We start from the raw sequence: 19,519 nt of genomic DNA, 5'->3' as shown, positions 1-19,519 counted from the left end.
GGTGTTGGTGCCTTAGAGCGCCTGCATCTCGGAGTTGAGATTGCCCGAGGCGGGGGCGTTGTCGTTGGCCGGGGCCTTCGCGTCCCGGGCGCCCTTCAGGTCTTCCGGGACCGTGATGTAGGGCAGCTTGAGCGCGTCGCTGGTGGTCTTGCGGATGCGGTTCACCAGCGCGGGATCATCATTGAGGACCTTGTCCTGCGCGGGATAGATCGCGTCGAGCTTGCCCTTCCAGCGGCCTGCAACCTGGTCCGGGAAGACCTTCTTGAGCACGTTGTAGGCAATCGAGGGCGAGGTCGAGGCGCCGGGCGAGGCACCCAGCAGTGCGGCGATCGAGGCGTCCTTGGCCGAGACGATCTCGGTGCCGAACTGCAGGATCGCGCCCTTTTCGGGATCGTTCTTGATGATCTGCACGCGCTGGCCCGCGGTGATCAGCTTCCAGTCGGAACGCTGGGCCTTGGGGAAGTACTGCGCGAGCTGCTTCTGGCGGTCCTCGTCGGTGAGGGCGGCCTGGTCGGCAAGGTAGGAGACCAGGTTGAAGTTGTCCGCGCCCACCTTGAGCATGGTGCCCACGTTGTTGTCGTAGACCGAGGAGAACAGGTCCCACCACGAGCCGTTCTTGAGGAACTTGGTGCTCTGCAGGGCGAAGGGGCCGAACAGGACGTAGTTCTTGCCATCGATCCGGCGCGCATCGATGTGCGGGACCGACATCGGCGGCGAGCCTTCGTCGGCCATGCCGTAGGCCTTGACGTTGTGGCGGTCGGCGATCCTGGGATCGTCCATCACCAGGAACTGGCCGCCAACCGGGAAGCCGCCGTAGATCTTGCCCTCGGGGATGCCCGAAAGCTGCAGCAGCTTGAGCGCCGCGCCGCCGGCCCCGATGAAGACGAAGCGCGACTTGATCGTGTGGTCCTCGTTCGCGGCGAGATCGTGCACGGTCACGTTCCAGGTCTTGTCCGCGTTCTGGTGCAGGCCGCGGACCTCGTTGGAGAGGTGCATGTGGAAGCGCGGGTTGCGGCGCAGACCATCGGCGAGGCCGCGCGTGATCGCGCCGTAGTTGACGTCGGTGCCCAGCGGCATGAACGTCGCGCCGACCTTCTCGGCCGGGTCGCGCCCGTCCATCAGAATCGGGGCCCACTCGGCGATCTGCTTGGGGTCGGTGCTGAACTCCATGCCATAGAACATCGGGTTCGCGGTCAGCGCTTCCCAGCGCTTGCGCAGGAATTCGATGCGCTTCTCGCCGAAGACGACGGCCATGTGCGGCGTGGGGTTGATGAAGGTGGAGGGCTCGGGAAGGTTGCCCAGCTCCACTTCATGCGCCCAGAACTGGCGCGAGTTCTCGAAGTCGCTGACCGTCTTGACGGCCTTGTCGATGTTGATCGAGCCGTCGGGCATCTCGGGGGTGTAGTTCATCTCGGCGTAGCCCGAGTGGCCGGTGCCCGCGTTGTTCCACCCGTTCGAGCTTTCCTCGGCGACCTGGTCGAGGCGTTCGTAGAGGTGCACGTCCCAGGTCGGTTCGAGCTCCTGCAGGTAGGTGGCGAGCGTCACGCTCATGATGCCCCCCCCGATCAGGACGACGTCGACCGGCTCTTCGTTCTCGGCCTCGGGGGTGCCGCCCCAGCTGACCGGGCGCAGCAGGAACACGGCTGCGGCCACAAGGCAGACGGCCACGACGCCGCCGACGATCTTGAGAGCTTTTTTCATGCGCGCCTCGCTGCGGGCTGTGCCCGCTTCGAGGAGGCGATGGGGGGCGTGGTGAACATCGTGTCTCTTCTCTGCTGACCCTGGGATGGGGAATGCCTGGTGCGCGGTGTGAGCGTCCCGGGACGTTCGCCGCGTGTGATGGCTGCCCTATCCCCATCGCGTTGAATGGGATCAAGCCGATTCGATATTCAATCAAGTATCTGTAAATAGGTGATTTTATTAGATAGGCGGGGCGCTAGTGTGCATATTTTGTGCGCAAACTTTCGAAGGTGCGTCAAAATTTGCACATGTGCGCCCCGGTGTCATTCCATCATGCGGGCAAGGGCCGGGCTGATCCACTCGACGATTTCCTCGCGACGCCGGACGAGCGCGCGGACCGCGAGGGCTTCGCGCGTGGCGAGCGCCTCGATTTCGGGCAGGGGCAGGACGCCGAGCGCGGTAGCCCAGCCATCCGCGCGCATCGTCGTTGCGTCGATTACGCTAAGCGCAAGGACATGGTGGACGGGCTGGCCATCGCGCGGGTCGATCGTGTGGCACCCGCGCACGTAGTCGCCCGAGGTGGCGACGGCCTGTCCGCACAGCGCCAGCCGCAAGGGGGCGATGCCGTGCAAGAGGGCTGGCGGCGGGGTCTCGAGTTCGACCCACCAGGGGTCGCCATCGGGGCGCAGGCCGCGCCCGGCAAACTCGCCGCCGATCTCGACGAGGAAGTGGCGCAGGCCCGCCTCTTCCAGCGTCTGGGCAAGCGCATCGACGCCATATCCCTTGGCAATGCCTGAGAAGTCGAGGTGCAGCCCGCCGGGCTGGCGCAGCCGGGACGTCTGCGCGTCCCAGTCCAGCCGCGCCCAGCCCGAGATGGCGAGCGCGTCGGCTATGGCGTCCCGCGATGGCGGCTGGTGCGGGGCGGGACGCGGCCCGAACCCGTGCAGGTTCACGAGCACCCCGATGGCGGGGTCGAAGGTACCTTCGCTGCGCGCGGCCAGGTCCAGCGCGGTGGCCATGACCTGCGCGAAATCGGGTTCGAGGGTGTGCCAGCTTCCCGCCTCGGCGCGGTTGAAGCGGGTGATCGCGCTGTCGCGTTCCCAGTGGCTGAGCTGGTCGATGAGCGTGTCGAGCCGGGCGTGCAGAAGCGCGGCGATCGTCGCAGGCGCGACACCTTCGGGCAGCAGGGTCTTCAGGCTCCAGCGCGTGCCCATGGTCTCGCCGTCCAGGGCATGGACCGGCGCGCCCTCGCGCCATCCGGTGAGGATGTCGGGCGAGATGTCGAGGGGGACGGCGGTACGCGCGCCGTCCTCCCCGGCGGTGTCGGTCATGGCGCTCAGGGGGCGACCACTTCGGCGGTGAAGGTGTAGCCCATGCGGCGCTTTGTCGCGCGCGGCTCGGCCGGGTTGGCGTCCTCGGCCTGGGCGTCGATCCAGTACATGCCCGGCGTCGGCCAGGCGATCGTGGCGATGCCGTCCGCGCCGGTCTCGACCGTGGTCACCATCTCGCTTGAACGGTACTGCTTGGAGCCCGGAACTGCAGTGACCTTGACCCCGGCGGCGGGCTTGCCGTCGATGAGAAAGCGGAAGCGGCCCGGCTCGTTCGCAACGAGGTCATCGGGGTGCGTCAGCGGCTGGAGCTCAAGGCCCTTGCCCGTCGGCGTGAAGGCGTCGGTGTCGGGAATGCCCGAGGTCACGAAGGTGCCGTTGGTGCTGAGGTTCTCTGTCAGGTCGATATCGCTGGCGCCTTCGGGAATCGCGTCGACGCCGTCCACGCGCTTGTCGCCGGGACGCGGGCGCCCGCGTCCACCTACGCGCCATTCCTCACCGTTCAGCTTGAACGAGCCGAAGTAGCCCTGGCGCGTGACGCCCACCCACCAGGTGCCTTCCTGGTCGATGGCGACATCGAAGGTGCTGCGGTGGCGCGCCTTGGCGGCGTTGAGCATCTCGCCCTGGCTGCCGTCGGGCTTGACGATGGTGAGGATCTCGAGCGGCATGGCCACGTGATCGGGGTTGAACAGGTCGTTCGAGATCGCCCCGTCGAAGGAGATCGTCTGGTCGGTGCCCGAAAGCGTCGTGGCCGAGGGCACCAGCCAGAAGCGGTGCGCCGAAGCCGGGCTGGTCGTCAGCGCGAGCGAGGCCAGCGACAGCCCCGAGGCGAGCGCGAGGCGCGAGAAGAGAGTGCGGGAGTTCATGGCAGAACCTTTCTGGGCCCTTTTTCCGGGCCGGTACATGACAGGAAATGGGAAGCGGACGACTTCAGCGGATGGTGACAGCGCCAAGCTCGGTCTTGCCTGAGGCCGTGCCCTTGGCGCCCGGTACGGTGATCGGCAGCGAGACGATCTCGCGCCCCCCGGTCTCACGCGCCGCCTCGACCTTGAGGACGTAGGCGCCCTTGGGAAGATTGGCGGGAAGGGGAATGTCGTAGGAGCCGGGCGTGCGGGTCGCGCCGCTGACGCCGTCCGCCGGGAGCTTCAGGCGCCGACCGCCCTTGCGCCACCAGGTGCGCAGGTCCGTCAGCCACTTGGTGCCCGGTTCCGCACCCTTCTTCTTGATATCGTACCACACGAAGATCGTGCGCGCCGCGCCGCCCGCCTCGGGTTCGAGCCAGGCCGCGACATAGGGCGCGTGGTACTCGGCGACCTTGATGCGGGGAATGGTGACGCGGATCGTCTCGGCGTTCGCCGGGACGGCAAGGGCGCTGGCCGCGCCTGCGATAAGGGCGGTGGCGCCGGTGGTGGTTGCAAGCCGTGGCATCGTGCAGAAGACCTTTCGCTCGGATCAGTGGATGAAGAGAAGCGCAACCGCGAGCGGGATCACGAGGCCCAGGCCGGTCAGCGGCCAGGTCAGCGGGCGGTTGCGCGCGTGGAGTTGCAGGAGGACGAGGCCGGTCAGGGTGAAGACCAGGCACGCGAAGGCGAAGAGGTCGATGAACCAGCCCCAGGCCGAGCCGGTGTTGCGGCCCTTGTGGAGATCGTTGAGGTAGGAGAGCCAGCCCCTGTCGGTGCGTTCGGCCAGGACCTCGCCGGTTTCGGTGTCGATGCTGACCCAGGCGTCGCTGCCGGGGCCGGGCATGGCAAGGTAGATCTCGCCCGGCGCGCTCCAGTCGGCTTCGATCCCGGCGGTGGCGAGGCCGGTGATGTCGCGCACGGCGGCTGCGACGGGCGGGGGCAGCGGGCGGGCCTGGGTGTCTTCGGTGTCCAGCAGGCGCAGCGTCTGGCCGGAGAGGGCGCCCTCCATCTCGGCGCGCACGGGCTCGGCCGGGATGTCGGCGGCGTGGTTGAGGGTGAAGCCGGTGACGGTAAAGAGCAGCATGCCCACGAGCGAGAGCGCGGCGCTGATCCAGTGCCAGGTGTGGAGCTGCTTCATCCAGAAGGCGCGGGCCTTGCGAGGGCGACGTGCCGTACCCGGGGTTGGGGCCGGAGCTGTGTGGCGCGTGCCTTTCGCCTCGCTGGTCCTTGCGTGCATGGGGGTCCTTCCGGTGCGGTGTGATGGTCCTGTCGGGGGAAGGACTATCATTTATTGCGAATATTTCGCAATAGCGAGTGCAGCCGATGGGCATCGGGTGCAACCCTCAAGAATGAATACCCCGTATTCAGGGAGCGTATCCCGGTCCGCGTGCCCCGGGATACGCCCCTGCGTGCTCTTAGAAGTCCACCATCAGCGAAGCGCTGAAGCGGCGGCCGTCGAGGACATAGGCAAAGCCGTCCTCGGGCGTGACCTGCTTGTTGGTGACGTTGTAGACGCCCAGGTTCACGCGCAGGCCGTCCTTGGGCTCGATGTTGAAGCCCAGATTGTAGAAGGTGTAGGGCGCGTAGGTGAAGCCGTTGGTCTGCGACCCGCTCGAGTTGGTCGAGCGGCCCGAGGTACGCCCACGGTAGTTGAGCTGGCCCCAAGCGCGGATCATGTCGTTGAGATCCCAGTCCAGCGAGGCGTTGAACATGTGCTTGGGAATGTCGTTGAGCGGACGTCCCTCGTTGTCGCCCGAGGTCTGCTCGGTGTGGGAGTAGGTGTAGCTGTGGCGGTAGCGCAGGCCGTCGATCACGCGCCAGTCCAGCGTCCATTCGACACCCTTGAGTTCGGCGGTGTCGACGTTGATGTAGCTGGTGTAGCCGAACTGGTGCGCGGGGTAGGTCGTGCCGTTGTATTCGCAGACCTGGTCGGCCTCGCAGATGCGGCCCGTGCGCATCAGCTTGTCCTTGAAGTTGCTCTGGTAGGCCGTGACGCTGGAGGAAACGCCGAGGTCGTGGTTCACGTAGCTGACGCCCGCCTCGTAGTTCACCGTCTTCTCGGGCATCAGGTCGGGGTTGCCGATGATAACGCCTCCGCGCGAGATCGAGCCGAAATCGGTCGCCGCGCGGCGCAGGCTCGGCACCTTGTAGCCGGTGGTCACGCCCCCCTTGATGGTGAGGTTGCCGGTGGCCCGGAACACGGCGTAGGCCTTGGGGCTGAAGCGCGTGCCGAAGGCGCCGCTGTGGTCGACGCGCCCGCTCAGGAGGATCGAGAGGTCATCGATGATCTCCCAGTTGTCCTCCAGGAACGCGGCGTACTGGTTGCGGGTCATTGAGACGATGTCGGTCGGCACGACCATTCCGGGCAGGTTGAGGCCGTTGGTGGCGCCATCTTCCAGGCTTTCGTGGAAGTAGTTGACGCCGGCCACGATCTTGTGGCGCTCCAGGCTGATTGCCACCTGTGAATTGGCCACCAGCGTGTCGAAATCGACGCCGTTGCCCGTCTCCGCGTTGGTGCGGGTGGGGTTGGAGGACTTGTCGTAGGTGACGTAGGAGTTCCAGATGAGGTCGCCGTAGGTGCCCTCGTGCGTGGCGAAGAAGTTGTCGCGCAGGGTCTTGGTGAAGGTCAGGTCGTCGTCCTCGGCCAGGCTCTTGCCCGGCGTCGAGGTGCGCTCCTGGATGGTGTGGGTGCCCCCTGCCGTGAAAGTGTTGTCATCGTCGAGGCGCAGGCTGAGCTTGGCGCCGACATTGCGGCGCTTGAATTCGGGATCGGCCGCGGCGCTGTCTCCCCCGCCCACGAAGTCGGATTCGTCCTGGTAGCGCACGCCGCCGGTGAACTGGACCGAGAGGCGGTCACGGATCAGGGGGACGTTGAGCGCGAGGCTGGCGTTGATCCCGTCGTTGGTGACGTCATTGCCGGGACCTGCCTTGATGTACTCGGTGGAGAAGCTGCCGCCGAATTCGTTGATGACCTTCTTGGTGATGACGTTGATGACGCCGCCGATGGCGTCCGAGCCGTAGAGCGAGGAGGCCGGGCCGCGGATGACCTCGATGCGCTCGATCGAATCGAGCGGGGGCAGGAAGTTGATCGGGGTGCCTGCCTGCTGGCCGTTGAGGCCGAAGGCCTGGTTGTCCTGCACGCGGCGTCCATCGATCAGGAACAGCGTGTAGTCCGCGCTCATGCCGCGGATCATCACCGACTGCTCGACACCGCCGCCCTGGATGTGGACCCCCGGCACGTTCATCAGCACGTCGGTGATGTCGGTGTAGGAGCGCTGCTTGATCTCGTCGGCGGTGATGACCGAAATGGTCGCAGGCGCATCCTGGACATTGAGTTCATAGCCCGTGGCCGAGACCACGATGTCCGCCGGGGCGGCCTCGTCCCGGTTCATGCCTACCGACTGCGCATTGGCTGCGGTCGCGGCGTCCGCAGCGGCATCGGCCGCATGGCCCTGCGCAGGCATCAGCGCCAGCGCGAGCAGCGAGGCGGTGGAAAGGATGTGGCGGTTGGTCTTCGGCATGGGGCCCCCCTGGATACGAATGCGCCGCAAGGGCGCGCCACCCGGCAGGCCGCAGGTGCAGCCTCTTGGCGGATGGTCTTTGCGAAAGCGGGTGGAAGCCCCTCGACGCCCACGCTGTGATATTGCGAATTATTCGCACCAGCTATCGCGAGTCATTCGCATGTGCAACAATCCAGGATGAATAGAGCAAATCCATTTTTGCACGGGGCGTGCCCGGTCTGCGGCAAGAGGGCGTGAGGCTGCGGGCCGCCCCTGCTCAAATCGACTCGTGCGGCAGCCGGGACAAATCAGCCCAGGCAAGGGGCGAGGAGGAAATGGATCGCGGGCCGGGACCCCTTGGTCGCGCCGGCCTATGCGGTCTTACCGATAGGTGCGATTGGCCTCGTAGGCTTCGACTTCAAGCGGCATCCTGGCATGGCCGTACTCGCGCAGTTCGCGCATGTAGCGCTGCACGTAGGTATCGAAACTCGCACTGCGTTCAATCTGGGCCACGTGCACCAGTTCATGCGCCAGACTGGGCCGATCCAGCGTGAACCCGTCGCGCACCCAGATGGTATACCCGAAGGCCTGCGCGTTGTTGGTAATGCCGGGTCCGATGAAGCCGAGGCTTTCGCCCATCTTGAGCATGGCCTCGTCCTGCGTCGGGAAAGGCACGGCCTCGACAGGAACGAGACGGACCTTTTCGGGGTGCGCGATGCCGATCTGCCTCGCCATTTCGATCTGCTCGGCTGTCAGCGGTGTCCCGCGCGCCTGCCCCTCGGCTTCGATGCCTTTCGCCCATGCGGCGTACCTGCCGAGAAATTCAGCGAGGGCGACGGTCTGTTCGCCCGATACCTGCGCCTGGTCCTTCGTGTCTGCTGCAAAGGCGGGCGTATGGGCCGCGCAAAGGATACCTGCCGTGATCACGCCGCAGGCGGACGCCATCGTGCGCAGCGTGGCCGTGCGCATCTGACGAGTGGACGTGATCCTGTGGCTCTTGCCAAGCGTCGTCACGGGCCAATTCCTCCTGCTGTCCTTGCCCCGAGCCCCCATCGGCGGGGCCGCACTTGGTAGCGGACAGACGCAGTTCCTCAAGCGACCTGACCGAAATTTCCAGACAGGTGGCGCAAGCCCGAGGGCGATGGTCCGGGACGTATCCTTCTGACTTCGCGTGCGTGCCAGCGCGCTCAGGCCTCGTTGAGGACGCCCTGGTAGACCGTTTCCTCCAGCGCGCGTCCTGCGCCCTCGGCCACGCAGAAGAGGGCGTTCTCGGCCACCACCACGGGAAGGCCCGTCGCCTGTGAGAGGGTCTCGGCGAGATCGGTGAGGAGCGCGCCGCCGCCCGTCATCACGATGCCCTGCTCGATGATGTCGGCGGCAAGTTCAGGCGCGGTGTTCTCCAGCGCGTTGAGCACGGCCTCGACGATCTGGTTGACCGGCTCGGAGATCGCCTCGGCGACTTCGGCCTGGCTGATCTCGATCTCGGCGGGCACGCCGCGCACCAGGTCGCGGCCCTTGCACTGCATCGTGCGGCCCCGGCCCTCGGCGGACGTGCGGGCGGTGCCGATCTGGATCTTGATGCGCTCGGCGGTCACTTCGCCAACCATCAGGTTGTGCTTGCGGCGGATGGCCAGCGCGATCGAATCGTCGAGCGTGTCGCCGCCCACGCGCACCGAGGTGCTGTAGGCAAGACCGCTGAGCGAGAGGATGGCGACTTCGGTCGTGCCCCCGCCGATGTCGACGACCATGCCGCCGATGGGCTCGGTCACGGGCATCCCCGCGCCGATGGCGGCGGCCATCGATTCCTCGATGATCCAGACCCGGGAGGCGCCCGCCGACTGGGCTGCATGGCGGATCGCGCGGCGCTCGACCGGGGTGGAGCCGGCGGGCACGCAGATCGCCACGGCCGGGCGGCGCGGCAGGCGCCCCGGGCGGCCGTGGGCCTTGCTCATGAAGTGCTTGATCATCTGTTCGGCCACTTCGATGTCGGCGATCACGCCGTCACGCAAGGGGCGGATCGTCTCGACGTTTTCCGGGGTCTTGCCCATCATCAGCTTGGCGTCAGAGCCGATCGCGCGCACGCGGCGGATGCCGCCGCGCGTCTCCAGCGCCACCACCGAGGGTTCGTTGAGGACGATGCCCTTGCCGCGGACATAGACAAGCGTGTTCACGGTTCCCAGGTCGATGGCCATGTCGTGCGAGGGAAAGGCAAACAGATCTGATAGGCGCATTCGGGTGATCAATCTTCCACAAGGGGTGCCACACGTACGGGCACAGCGGCTGCAGGCAGGTTCCGGTCGGCGGTTCCGGAGCGAAGCGCCGCTGGTGGGTGGGCGCAACGACGGCGTCAACGCCCCTTGCGTCCGACCGTCCGCTGGACGCGACCACTGGCCTGTCCGCCTGTCCGGGACCACAGGGTATGGCTCACGTCCGGCCTGATCCGCTTCGGCGCAAGAGAGCCTTTCCTCGCGGCATGGGGGGCGCTATCGCCCCGGCGATGTCCAGTTCTGCGCTCCTGTCGTCCCAGACCGAATTCGAGCGGGCCGCCCGCTTTCTCGAGACGAGCCCCGACTACCGCGTCTTGCGCAAGCTGCAGACCGTGCGGGGCTTTCACGCGCCCCGGCCCGGCGTGGAGACGCGCGTGGGCGTGGCGGTCGATGTCGAGACGACCGGCCTTGACCACGAGAGCGAGGTCATCATCGAACTGGCCGTGCAGCGCTTCCGCTTCGATGCCGAGGGGCGCATCGTCCAGGTCGGCCAGCCGCGTGTTTGGCGCGAGGATCCGGGCCGCGCGCTCGACCCGCGCATCACCCAGCTTACCGGGCTGACCAACGCGGTTCTCAAGGACGAGGCGATCGACGAGGAAACGGCGGTCGAGATCCTGGGCTCGGCGGACCTCATCGTCGCGCACAACGCCGCCTTCGACCGCCCCTTCGTCGACAAGCGCCTTCCCGCGCTGGCGGGCAAGGCCTGGGCCTGTTCGATGGCCGAGCCGGACTGGCTGGAGCTGGGCTTCGATGGCCGCGCGCTGGCGCATCTCGTCTTCCAGTGCGGCTGGTTCTACGAAGGCCACCGCGCGGAGAACGACATCCTCGCGTTGATCTACCTCCTCGCGCACGATCTGCCCGAGGGGCGCACTGTCCTTGCCGATCTGGTCGCGCGCTCCGAGGCGCCCAGCTACCGGGTCAACGCGGTGGACGCGCCCTTCGAGTCCAAGGACAGGCTCAAGGCGCGCGGCTACCGCTGGAATGCGGTGCTGCGCTTCTGGTCGCGGGAAATTCCCGAGGCGGAGCGGGCCGAGGAGGAAGCCTGGCTGCGCGCCGAGGTCTACACCACCGGGCGCGGGAGCCCGGCCTTCTTCCCGGTCACCGCGAACGAGCGCTATACGCCCTCCAGCTGACCCCGGCCTGCCGGATCAGCCTGTCGGTTTCATGCCAATACCGGCTTTGCGCTTCGCCTTGCGCATAGTTCGCCCCGGGCCTTGCGGCCTAGCCTCGCTCCCTTGCGGCATGGGGCCGCGACAGGGCAGCGAGCGGGAGTGCGCGTGGGGCAGGACAGGGTGCGAAGCAGGGCAAAGGTATGGGGCAGCGGTCTGGCAGCAGGAGCGGCAGCATCGCTCCTTGCCGCGCTGGCCGGATGCAGCTTGCAGGGCAGAACGCCCGGCTACGTGAACTGGGCCAGCCACGGGCTCAATGGGGGGGAGACCCGCTTCAGTCCGCTCGATGCCATCACCCCGGACAACATTGCAGACTTGGGCGTTGCCTGGTTCGCCGATTTCGACACGCGCACCTTGCGCGGGGTCGAGGGCACGCCGCTCGTCGTCGATGGCGTGATGTACGCGACGGGGGCGTGGAGCAAGGTGCTTGCGCTTGATGCGGTGACCGGGCGCAGGCTCTGGGAATACGATCCCGAGGTGCCCGGCAGCGCCGCGCGCGAGGGCTGCTGCGGTGTCGTCAACCGGGGCGTCGCCTACCATGAGGGGCGAATCTATCTGGGCAGCTTCGACGGGCGGCTCATTGCACTGGACGCAGCAACCGGCGCCGTGGTCTGGCAGGTCGACACCACCGAGGGGGACAGGCCCTATACGATTACCGGCGCGCCGCGCGTGGTGAAAGGGCGCATCGTGATCGGCAATGGCGGCGCGGAATATGGCGTGCGCGGCTATGTCAGCGCCTACGATGCCGCGACGGGGGAGCGGGCCTGGCGCATCTACACCGTGCCCGGAGACCCGGCGAAGGGCTTTGAAAGTCCCGCCATGGAAATGGCCGCGAAGACCTGGAGTGGGGAATGGTGGAAATATGGCGGGGGCGGCACGGCCTGGGATTCGATGGTCTACGATCCCGAGCTCGACCTGCTTTACATCGGCGTGGGCAACGGTGGGCCGTGGAGCCGCAAGGTGCGCTCGCAAGGTGAGGGGGACAACCTCTTCGTCTCCTCGATCCTGGCGGTGCGGCCCGAGACCGGCGAATATGTCTGGCATTTCCAGGAAGTGCCCGGCGATGAATGGGACTACACCGCGACCCAGCACATGATCCTTGCGGACATGGAATGGGAGGGACGCCCCCGCAAGGTCTTGATGCAGGCGCCCAAGAACGGCTTCTTCTACGTGCTCGACCGCGAGACCGGGGAGTTTCTTTCGGGGACGCCTTACGTTCCCGTTACCTGGACCAGGGGGCTCGATCCTGAAACGGGACGCCCGGACATCGTGCCCGCCGCGCGCTACAGCGAGGAAGGCGCGCCGTTCCTGGGCATGCCCTCGCCCGCGGGCGGGCACAGCTGGCAGCCGATGAGCTACAATGCCGCGACCGGCCTCGTCTATTTCCCGACCGCCGAGATCCCCTATGGCTATGTGGCCGGGGACGCGGGGGCTTTCACGTTCGATCCGCGCGGCTGGAACACCGGGCAGGACGAGGCGAAGAGCTCGATGCCCGAGGATCCCGAGGTACGAAAGCAGATTGCCGCCATGATGAAGGGCGCGCTTGTCGCCTGGGATCCGGTCAAGGGCGAGCGGGCCTGGTCGGTGCCGATGGATACGCCCTGGAACGGGGGCGTCCTCTCCACGGCCGGTGGCCTTGTCTTCCAAGGCAATGCGAGCGGCGAATTCGTCGCCTACGCTGCGCAAGACGGGCGCAGGCTGTGGGCGCGCCAGATGGGCTCGGGCATCGTCGCGCCGCCGGTGACTTACGCGGTGGACGGCGTGCAGTACGTGTCGGTCGCGGTGGGCTGGGGCGGTATCCTGCCGCTCAACCTGGGCGTGGCGCTGAAGGATGCGATGCGCCCGCTCGTCAACCGGGTGGTGACTTTCCGGCTGGGCGCACACGGCGAGCTGCCGATCCCGGCACCCGCGCCCGAAGCCCCCATCGCGCGCATTGCATCGGACGCCAGCGAGGCGATGGTCGCGCAGGGACGCCAGCTCTACCATGTGCGCTGCTGGATGTGCCACGGCGACACCGTGGTCAATCGCGGCGGTATCCCGGACCTGCGCGCCTCGCCTGCGATTACCGACGCGGGTGTCTTTGCGGCCTTCGTGCGCGAGGGCGTGGCCGAGCTGCGCGGCATGCCCGACTTCGGGAAGGAACTGGACGCGCAGGAGACCGAGGCGATCCGCGCCTATGTCATCAAGCGCGCCAACGACCGTGCGGGTGCACCCGCGGTTGGTCGCTGAAGCCGAACCATAACGCGCCCCCGACAGGGGCGAAGCACACGAGGGGGATAGGGGCATGGCAAGCATCGGCGAAGACGGCGCGCATTCGGCGGCGAGGGGACAACCGGCTCAGAACGGCTGGTACGTCGTGGGGATCTGCATGGTGGCCTATGTCCTCTCTTTCGTGGACCGGCAGATCCTGGCGCTGATGATCGGGCCGATCCAGGCGGACCTGGGCATCTCGGACACCCAGTTCGGCCTGCTCCATGGCCTGGCCTTCGCGATCTTCTACGCGACCATGGGTATTCCGCTGGCCAGCCTTGCCGACCGCGTGTCGCGCACTCTCGTCATCTCGGTCGGGATCGCGGTGTGGAGCGCGGCGACGCTCATGTGCGGGCTGGCGCGGGGGTTCGCCCAGCTGTTCATCGCGCGCATCTTCGTGGGTGCGGGCGAGGCGGGTCTTTCGCCTGCAACCTATTCGCTCATCAGCGACCTGTTTCCCAGGGAGCGGCTGGGGCGGGCCTATGCGGTCTACTCGATGGGCTCGTTCCTGGGGGCCGGGCTGGCCTTCCTGGCGGGCGGCGCGGTCATCGCGGCGGTCGGCGGGATCGGCGAGGTATCTCTGCTGGGCCATCCCCTGCGCGCCTGGCAATTGGTCTTCCTGATTGTCGGCGCGCCTGGGTTCCTCCTTGCCGCGATCATGGCGCTGAGCGTGCGCGATCCGGGCCGTTCGGGCGGGGCGGCACAGGTGCCCGGCCTGCTGCGGGTGCTTGGCCACATGGCCGCGCACCGGGCGATCTATATTCCCCATGTCGTGGGCTACACCTTTGCGGCGATGGCCCTGTTTGCGCTGCTCGGCTGGGCGCCCGCCTTGCTCATGCGCACGCAACATCTGAGCCCGGGCGAGGCGGGCGGCTGGCTTGGCATGATCGCGCTTGTCTTCGGGGTGGGCGGTGTGCTCGCCAGCGGCTGGATCATGGACGCGCTGACCCGCAAGGGGCATCTCGCCTCGCCCTTCACGACCGGCATCGTGGGCGCGGTGGGCACGCTGGTCTTCGCAGCTCTTCTATCCTTTGCCGACGGCTTCGCGGCGCTGATCGCGGCGCTGTGCGGGCTGATGTTCTTCGCCTCCTTTCCCATGCCGCCCTCCACCACGGTCATGCAGATGGCTGCACCCCCTGCGATGCGCTCGCGCGTCTCGGCGATCTTCCTGTGCAGCAATTCGCTGATCGGATCGACGCTGGGGGCGCTCTTCGTCGGCCTGCTCAATGACCGGGTGTTCGCGGGGCAGGGGGCTGGCGTGGCCGCCTCGCTTGGCTGCGTGACGGGCGGTGCGGCGCTGGTCTGCGCGCTTGTGCTGAGCCGTGGCTGCGCGCCTTTTGCCCGTCTTGTGCGCCGTTGAGAGAGCCCTTGCGCGACGCCCTTTGCTGCGGATTTCGCACCCCGCCTGCCGATAGCGAATAGAGCCCGCAAGGACCTTCGCCCAAGATCGCTCCTGTAAGCGATCAGGAAGGAAATACGAATGCGCGTTGCCGTTCTGGGCGGGGGGCACGGGTGCTATGCCGCCGCCGTCGAAATGAGCGAAATGGGCCACGAGGTCTGGTTCTGGAGGCGCGATGCCGAGGCCTTCGGGCCGGTGCTGGAAACCGGTGCGATCAGGGTGAAGGACCACAAGGGCACGCGCGAGGTGGTCATCGCCCATCCCACGACCTCGCTCGAGGAGGCGATCAGCCAGGCCGAAGTGGTGATCATCCCGCTGCCCGCGACGACCCACGAGAACCTCGCCGAGGCTTGCGCGCCCTACTGGAAGGACGGCCAGATCGTGTTCCTGCCGCCCGGCACGCTGGGCTCTCTCGTCTTTGCCCAGGCCGCGCGCGCGGCGGGCAATCGGGCCGATGTCAGCTTTGCCGAGACCGGCACGCTGCCCTATCTCGTGCGCAAGCACGGGCCCGCCGAAATCGTCATCAGCGTTTACGCCACGCGTCTGCCGACAGGCGTGTTCCCCGCCCGCAACGCCGCGCGCGCCATTGCCCTGTTGCAACAGGTCTACCCTGCGGTCGAGCCGATCGAGGATGCGCTTTCGGGCGGGTTGATGAATGCAGGGCCGATCATCCACCCCCCGCTGATCCTGATGAACGCGGGGCCGCTGGAGCATTTCCCGGCCTGGGACATCCACAACGAGGGAACCCAGCCCTCGATCCGCGCGGTGACGAGCGCGCTCGATGCCGAGCGCATGGCCCTGCGTGAGGCGCTGGGCTACGGCGCGCCGCACTTTCCGCTCGCTGACCATTACCACGCCGGGCCGCAGGACGGCGAGGAGTGGATGTACGGCTATGCCGCGCATGAGAAACTGACCGACAGCGGTGACTGGCGCGAGAAGATCGACCTGCAGAGCCACCGCTACATGGTCGAGGATACGCGCCTTGGCCTCAGCATGATCACCTCGATCGCGCGCTGGGCCGGACACGAGGCGCCGCTTGCTTCCGGCCTGCTGGCGATGGCGAGCGCGATTACGGGCCGCGATCTCTACGCCGAGGGGCGTACCCTGGAGCGCCTGGGCCTCGCCCAGTTCGACCGCGCGGCGATGACCGCCTACCTGCGCGAGGGGATCTGACATGGCAGGCGAGCACAGCGCCCCGCTTTCTCCGGCCACCATCGGGCCGGTTGCCGCGGTGGGGGCCGGGCGCATGGGGCGGGGCATCGCCATCGCCTTTGCGGCCATCGGCGTGCCGGTGACGCTGGTCGATGCCAAGCCCCGCGACGCCGAGGCTCTGGATACCCTGCGTACAGCGGCGATGGCCGAGATCGAGGCGGACCTTGCGTTCCTGGTCGCGCTGGGCCTCATTGACCGGGCGGGCGCGGAAGGCGCGCTGGAGCGCGTCGCCTTTGCCGGGCGCGACGCGGCGGCCGAAGCCCTGTCGGTCGCGACCATCGTCTTTGAGGGCGTGCCCGAGACGCTGGAGGCCAAGCGCGAGGCTTCGCCTTCATCTGCGCGCACGTGGCGCCCGACTGCATCATCGCCTCGACCACATCGACCATCGATCCCGAGGATCTGGTCGGCATGGTCGAGGGGCCGGGGCGCTTCCTCAACGCGCACTGGCTCAACCCGGCCTATCTCATGCCGCTGGTTGAACTTGCGCCGTCCTCGGTCACCGATCCGGATGTGGTTTCGCGCCTGAAGGCCGTGCTCAGCGCGGCGGGCAAGGTGCCCATCGTCTGCCGCAACGCGCCGGGCTACATCGTCCCGCGCATCCAGGCCTTGGCGATGAACGAGGCGGCGCGCATCGTCGAGGAAGGCATTGCCAGTGCCGAGGATGTGGACCTGGCCGTGCGCACGGGCTTTGGCGTGCGCTTGGCGGTGCTGGGCCTCCTCGAATTCATCGACTGGGGCGGGGGCGACATCCTGTTCCACGCCAGCAACTACCTCTCCGAGAAGGTCGACGCGCAGCGCTTTGCGGCCCCCGAGATCGTTTCGCGCAACATGGCCGAGGAACGCCGGGGCCTGCGCGATGGGGCAGGCTTCTACGACTACGCGGGCGTGAACGCGCAGGCCTACCGCGCCGGGCGGCTGGGCGATTTTGCCGCGCTCCTGCGTCTGCGCGGGCTGGTGCCGCCCTTCGTGCACGGAACCTTGCCCGCATGATCCTGGCAGCCCTCCGCGCGGCGCTGGGCGAAGCTCAGGTGCTGGGCCCGGACGCCATTGCCCCGCGCTATTTCGATGACGAGACGGGCGGCACACATGGCGCGCCGGTGGGGCTGGTCCGTCCCGGCTCCACCCAGGAGGTGTCCGAGGTCCTGCGGCTGTGCCACGCGGCGGGGCAGGCCGTGGTGGTGCAGGGTGGGCGCACCGGGCTGACCCGTGCGGCGCTGCCGCGAACGGGCGAACTGGTGCTCTCGCTCGAACGGTTGAACCGGATCGAGGACGTGGATGCGACAAGCGGCACGTTGACGCTGGGCGCAGGCACCGTGCTGCAGGTGGCGCAGGAGGCGGCGGCAGAGGCCGGCTGGCGCCTTGCGGTCGATATCGGCGCGCGCGGCAGTTGCACCATCGGCGGGATGATCGCGACCAATGCGGGCGGGCACCAGGTATTCCGCCACGGCATGATGCGCGCCCACGTGCTCGGCCTGGAGGCGGTTCTGGCCGACGGCAGCGTGGTCAGCGCCATGCAGCCCATGCTCAAGAACAACACCGGCTACGACTGGAAGCATCTCCTGATCGGGGCGGAGGGTACGCTGGGCGTGGTGACGCGCGCGCTCCTGCGTCTGCAACCGGGCGTTGCGGGCCATGAGACCGCGCTTTGCGCGCTTCCCGATTACACAGCGCTGGTACGCCTTCTGGCGTTGCTGCAGGTGCGTCTGGGCCCGCGTCTCGCCTCGTTCGAGGCGATGTGGGATGACTTTCTGGCGCAGGCCGTTGCCGTCTCGGACCTGCGCGCGCCTTTTGAACAGGCTTGGCCCTGCTGCGTCCTGGTCGAGACCGAGGGGCCCGAGGACGGCGCGCTGGGCGCCGCGCTCGAAGAGGCATGGGCACAGGGCCTCCTGGGCGATGCCCTGCTGGCGCAGTCGGGTCCCGAGCGCGCCCGGTTCTGGGCCTATCGCGACGCCATCGGCGAGATCACCCGTGCCATGGCGCTGTTTGAGCCGTTCGATGTCGGCGCGCCAACCGCGCAGATCGGCGCGCTGGTGGCAACGATCCGGCTACGCTTGGCGCAGGAACTGGGCCTCATGCGCATGGTCTGCTTTGGCCATGTCGCCGATGGCAATCTGCACATTGCGCTCGAGCTGGCGCGCGAGGACCAGCGCCACGCCGCCGAGGCCGTGATCTATGCCGCTGTGCGCGCGGCCGGAGGAACCGTCTCGGCCGAGCACGGCATCGGCCTCCTCAAGCGCGGCTGGCTGGGGCACACGCGCAGCGCCGACGAGATCGCGCTGATGCGGCGCCTGCGCGGCGCGCTCGACCCGCACGCCATTCTCAATCCCGGACGTATTTTCGACATGGAGACCCCGCGATGATGAAGCCCTCCCTTTCGTCTCTGCCCCGCCGTGCGCCTGCTTTCGGCCTTGCGTTCGCGGCGTTGTGGCTGTCCGCCGGTCCGGCCCAGGCGGGTGAGGATACCCTGGCGGCGGGCAAGGCGCTGTTCGGCGCGCGCGCCTGTTCGGCCTGCCACTCGCTTGAAGCGGGGCGCAATCTCAATGGGCCTTCGCTTGCCGGTGTTGTCGGGCGTCCGGTCGGCTCGGTGGAGGGTTACCGCTACTCATCGGGCCTGGCCGAAGCCAAGGGGGCCTGGGACAAGGCGCGCCTGGATGCCTGGCTTGCCGATCCGCGCGCGATGGTGCCGGGCACCCGCATGGCGGTGAAGGTCCCTTCGCCCCAGGAACGCGCGAAGATCATCGCCTACCTTGCGGCGGTCACAGGGCGCTGAGCGCAAGGTCAGGTCGGTCCGGCACGAACACGGACCGACCTGACCTTGCGCACAATCCTCAGACGCGGTGGTTGCGCAGCGTTTCGGACGGGCTGCATCCGTACTGCTGGCGGTAGTACTGGGCATAGCGCCCGAAATTGACGATGCCGCAGTCGAGCATCATCTCGGTCACGCTGCCTTTCGGATTGCCGGTGGCAAGTGTCGCGTGCAGCTTTTCCAGCCGGTGGCGGCGCACGTATTCGATCGGGGTCTGGCCCAGGAACTGGCGAAATCCGGTCTGGAGGCTGCGCACGCTGACCCCGACCTGGATGGCGAGGTCGGCGACCGAGATCGTCTCCTCGATCGAATCGTGAATGATCTCGCGCGCGCGGCGCACGTGCCAGGGCGCGACGTCGTTGCCGTGCAGCGCAATCTGGTCGGAATAGGTGTTGCAGTAGTGGTTGAGCAGCATCTCCACCATCAGCATCGCGTACTGGCGCTGGGTGTGCCGCACCGACATCAGCCCGGGGGCGAGCTCCATCTGCAGGATCAGATGCTGCAGCAGGTTGCGCCAGACCTGGGGCAGTTCGCGGCCTTTCTGGTTTCCGGGATGGAACAGCACCGGACGGTTGACCGGAATGTGCAGACACTTGGTGAGGTAATCCTCGAAGGCGCTGGCCGCGATGCGCACGGTCAGGTTGCGCGATTCCTCGGTCATGTGGATGCGCGTCGTGTGCCCGGGGCAGGTGATGTAGAGGTTGTCGGGCTGGATGATGCCATGGACGCCTTCGGACCAGACCGAGGTGTGGCCCTGAATCGCGGCGTGAATCAGGAAATGGGAATCGAGATCGATCGGGTCGATCACGACTTCGGACCCGTACTGGATGTCGACCAGCTGCGTCTCGGCCACGTTCATGCAGCGAAGCCGCACGTTCATGGCGCCTGGATTGCTGATGTCCAGGTCGTGCGGCGCGAGTCTTTTTCCTACGAAGTCAATAATCTCGTCTTTGTCTTTGGATCTGAAGTCGCGCATCGCGGCGCGCTCTGAAATGCCAGTCGAACT

General features: G+C 67.4%; 16 protein-coding genes and 1 pseudogene. 8 read left to right on the top strand and 9 right to left on the bottom strand.

The window, feature by feature from the left end:
- Positions 1–12: 12 nt before the first annotated feature.
- From mqo to MBENS4_RS06070, 8 genes are all read right to left on the bottom strand, one after another.
- A complete protein-coding gene (mqo, locus tag MBENS4_RS06105; protein ID WP_039389452.1) occupies positions 13–1,701 on the bottom strand; it encodes a malate dehydrogenase (quinone) in 1,689 nt (562 codons plus the stop codon).
- A 302-nt stretch (positions 1,702–2,003) separates the two neighbouring features.
- Positions 2,004–3,011 (bottom strand): FAD:protein FMN transferase, encoded by a 1,008-nt coding sequence (locus MBENS4_RS06100; RefSeq protein ID WP_144400858.1) that lies wholly within the window; start codon positions 3,009–3,011, stop codon positions 2,004–2,006.
- 5 nt (positions 3,012–3,016) lie between these two features.
- Positions 3,017–3,874, bottom strand: coding sequence for a DUF4198 domain-containing protein (locus MBENS4_RS06095; protein WP_039389449.1), 858 nt, complete (start codon positions 3,872–3,874; stop codon positions 3,017–3,019).
- Positions 3,875–3,938: 64 nt separating this feature from the next.
- The gene (locus MBENS4_RS06090; RefSeq protein WP_039389447.1) at positions 3,939–4,436 is read right to left on the bottom strand and encodes a DUF2271 domain-containing protein; all 498 of its coding nucleotides are present in this window, start codon (positions 4,434–4,436) and stop codon (positions 3,939–3,941) included.
- 24 nt (positions 4,437–4,460) lie between these two features.
- On the bottom strand, positions 4,461–5,147 hold the full coding sequence (locus MBENS4_RS06085) for a PepSY-associated TM helix domain-containing protein (RefSeq protein ID WP_084591981.1): 687 nt from the start codon (positions 5,145–5,147) through the stop codon (positions 4,461–4,463).
- 178 nt (positions 5,148–5,325) lie between these two features.
- Positions 5,326–7,431 carry a TonB-dependent receptor domain-containing protein gene (locus MBENS4_RS06080; RefSeq protein ID WP_039389443.1) on the bottom strand — a complete coding sequence of 702 codons (2,106 nt, stop codon included), beginning with the start codon at positions 7,429–7,431 and terminating at the stop codon, positions 5,326–5,328.
- Between the two features lie 360 nt (positions 7,432–7,791).
- The gene (locus tag MBENS4_RS06075; RefSeq protein WP_144400857.1) at positions 7,792–8,424 is read right to left on the bottom strand and encodes a hypothetical protein; all 633 of its coding nucleotides are present in this window, start codon (positions 8,422–8,424) and stop codon (positions 7,792–7,794) included.
- 173 nt (positions 8,425–8,597) lie between these two features.
- Complete coding sequence (locus tag MBENS4_RS06070) at positions 8,598–9,641, bottom strand: rod shape-determining protein (protein WP_039389442.1); 1,044 nt, start codon at positions 9,639–9,641, stop codon at positions 8,598–8,600.
- Between the two features lie 266 nt (positions 9,642–9,907).
- On the opposite strand from MBENS4_RS06070, the gene MBENS4_RS06065 reads away from it, so the two are divergent.
- The 8 genes and pseudogenes from MBENS4_RS06065 (at position 9,908) to MBENS4_RS06035 (ending at position 18,477) form a co-directional block, all read left to right on the top strand.
- Complete coding sequence (locus MBENS4_RS06065) at positions 9,908–10,810, top strand: 3'-5' exonuclease (RefSeq protein WP_052322332.1); 903 nt, start codon at positions 9,908–9,910, stop codon at positions 10,808–10,810.
- A 159-nt stretch (positions 10,811–10,969) separates the two neighbouring features.
- Positions 10,970–13,075, top strand: a complete 2,106-nt coding sequence (locus MBENS4_RS06060; RefSeq protein ID WP_052322039.1) for a PQQ-dependent dehydrogenase, methanol/ethanol family — start codon at positions 10,970–10,972, stop codon at positions 13,073–13,075.
- Between the two features lie 55 nt (positions 13,076–13,130).
- On the top strand, positions 13,131–14,456 hold the full coding sequence (locus MBENS4_RS06055) for a spinster family MFS transporter (RefSeq protein ID WP_199904346.1): 1,326 nt from the start codon (positions 13,131–13,133) through the stop codon (positions 14,454–14,456).
- 120 nt (positions 14,457–14,576) lie between these two features.
- On the top strand, positions 14,577–15,668 hold the full coding sequence (locus tag MBENS4_RS06050; protein ID WP_039389438.1) for an NAD/NADP octopine/nopaline dehydrogenase family protein: 1,092 nt from the start codon (positions 14,577–14,579) through the stop codon (positions 15,666–15,668).
- Between the two features lies 1 nt (position 15,669).
- A pseudogene (locus tag MBENS4_RS26480) lies at positions 15,670–16,220 on the top strand (3-hydroxyacyl-CoA dehydrogenase NAD-binding domain-containing protein); the annotation flags it as partial.
- Between the two features lie 99 nt (positions 16,221–16,319).
- On the top strand, positions 16,320–16,697 hold the full coding sequence (locus MBENS4_RS26475; RefSeq protein ID WP_242404923.1) for a 3-hydroxyacyl-CoA dehydrogenase family protein: 378 nt from the start codon (positions 16,320–16,322) through the stop codon (positions 16,695–16,697).
- The gene (locus MBENS4_RS06040) at positions 16,694–18,067 is read left to right on the top strand and encodes an FAD-binding oxidoreductase (protein ID WP_039389436.1); all 1,374 of its coding nucleotides are present in this window, start codon (positions 16,694–16,696) and stop codon (positions 18,065–18,067) included. Before MBENS4_RS26475 ends, MBENS4_RS06040 begins: the two co-directional genes overlap by 4 nt.
- Positions 18,064–18,477, top strand: coding sequence for a c-type cytochrome (locus MBENS4_RS06035; RefSeq protein WP_052322038.1), 414 nt, complete (start codon positions 18,064–18,066; stop codon positions 18,475–18,477). The genes MBENS4_RS06040 and MBENS4_RS06035 overlap by 4 nt, the downstream gene beginning before the upstream one ends.
- Positions 18,478–18,535: 58 nt before the next feature.
- Here MBENS4_RS06035 and MBENS4_RS06030 read toward each other — a convergent pair whose 3' ends face one another.
- Positions 18,536–19,489: an AraC family transcriptional regulator gene (locus tag MBENS4_RS06030; RefSeq protein ID WP_052322037.1), complete on the bottom strand. Its 954-nt coding sequence runs from the start codon at positions 19,487–19,489 to the stop codon at positions 18,536–18,538.
- Positions 19,490–19,519 lie beyond the last annotated feature (30 nt).

This window comes from Novosphingobium sp. MBES04, assembly GCF_000813185.1.
Classification (GTDB): Bacteria; Pseudomonadota; Alphaproteobacteria; order Sphingomonadales; family Sphingomonadaceae; genus Novosphingobium; species Novosphingobium decolorationis.
The sequence above is the reverse complement of the archived record's forward strand: the minus strand, read 5'-3'. Positions and strand labels throughout refer to the sequence as shown.

What these genes read in the sequence shown, in the direction of transcription:
- mqo (WP_039389452.1), bottom strand. Translation starts at nt 1,701, where the DNA reads ATGAAAAAAGCTCTCAAGATCGTCGGCGGCGTCGTGGCCGTCTGCCTT.
- MBENS4_RS06100 (WP_144400858.1), bottom strand. Translation starts at nt 3,011, where the DNA reads ATGACCGACACCGCCGGGGAGGACGGCGCGCGTACCGCCGTCCCCCTC.
- MBENS4_RS06095 (WP_039389449.1), bottom strand. Translation starts at nt 3,874, where the DNA reads ATGAACTCCCGCACTCTCTTCTCGCGCCTCGCGCTCGCCTCGGGGCTG.
- MBENS4_RS06090 (WP_039389447.1), bottom strand. Translation starts at nt 4,436, where the DNA reads ATGCCACGGCTTGCAACCACCACCGGCGCCACCGCCCTTATCGCAGGC.
- MBENS4_RS06085 (WP_084591981.1), bottom strand. Translation starts at nt 5,147, where the DNA reads ATGCACGCAAGGACCAGCGAGGCGAAAGGCACGCGCCACACAGCTCCG.
- MBENS4_RS06080 (WP_039389443.1), bottom strand. Translation starts at nt 7,431, where the DNA reads ATGCCGAAGACCAACCGCCACATCCTTTCCACCGCCTCGCTGCTCGCG.
- MBENS4_RS06070 (WP_039389442.1), bottom strand. Translation starts at nt 9,641, where the DNA reads ATGCGCCTATCAGATCTGTTTGCCTTTCCCTCGCACGACATGGCCATC.
- MBENS4_RS06065 (WP_052322332.1), top strand. Translation starts at nt 9,908, where the DNA reads ATGTCCAGTTCTGCGCTCCTGTCGTCCCAGACCGAATTCGAGCGGGCC.
- MBENS4_RS06055 (WP_199904346.1), top strand. Translation starts at nt 13,131, where the DNA reads ATGGCAAGCATCGGCGAAGACGGCGCGCATTCGGCGGCGAGGGGACAA.
- MBENS4_RS06050 (WP_039389438.1), top strand. Translation starts at nt 14,577, where the DNA reads ATGCGCGTTGCCGTTCTGGGCGGGGGGCACGGGTGCTATGCCGCCGCC.
- MBENS4_RS26475 (WP_242404923.1), top strand. Translation starts at nt 16,320, where the DNA reads ATGAACGAGGCGGCGCGCATCGTCGAGGAAGGCATTGCCAGTGCCGAG.
- MBENS4_RS06040 (WP_039389436.1), top strand. Translation starts at nt 16,694, where the DNA reads ATGATCCTGGCAGCCCTCCGCGCGGCGCTGGGCGAAGCTCAGGTGCTG.
- MBENS4_RS06035 (WP_052322038.1), top strand. Translation starts at nt 18,064, where the DNA reads ATGATGAAGCCCTCCCTTTCGTCTCTGCCCCGCCGTGCGCCTGCTTTC.
- MBENS4_RS06030 (WP_052322037.1), bottom strand. Translation starts at nt 19,489, where the DNA reads ATGCGCGACTTCAGATCCAAAGACAAAGACGAGATTATTGACTTCGTA.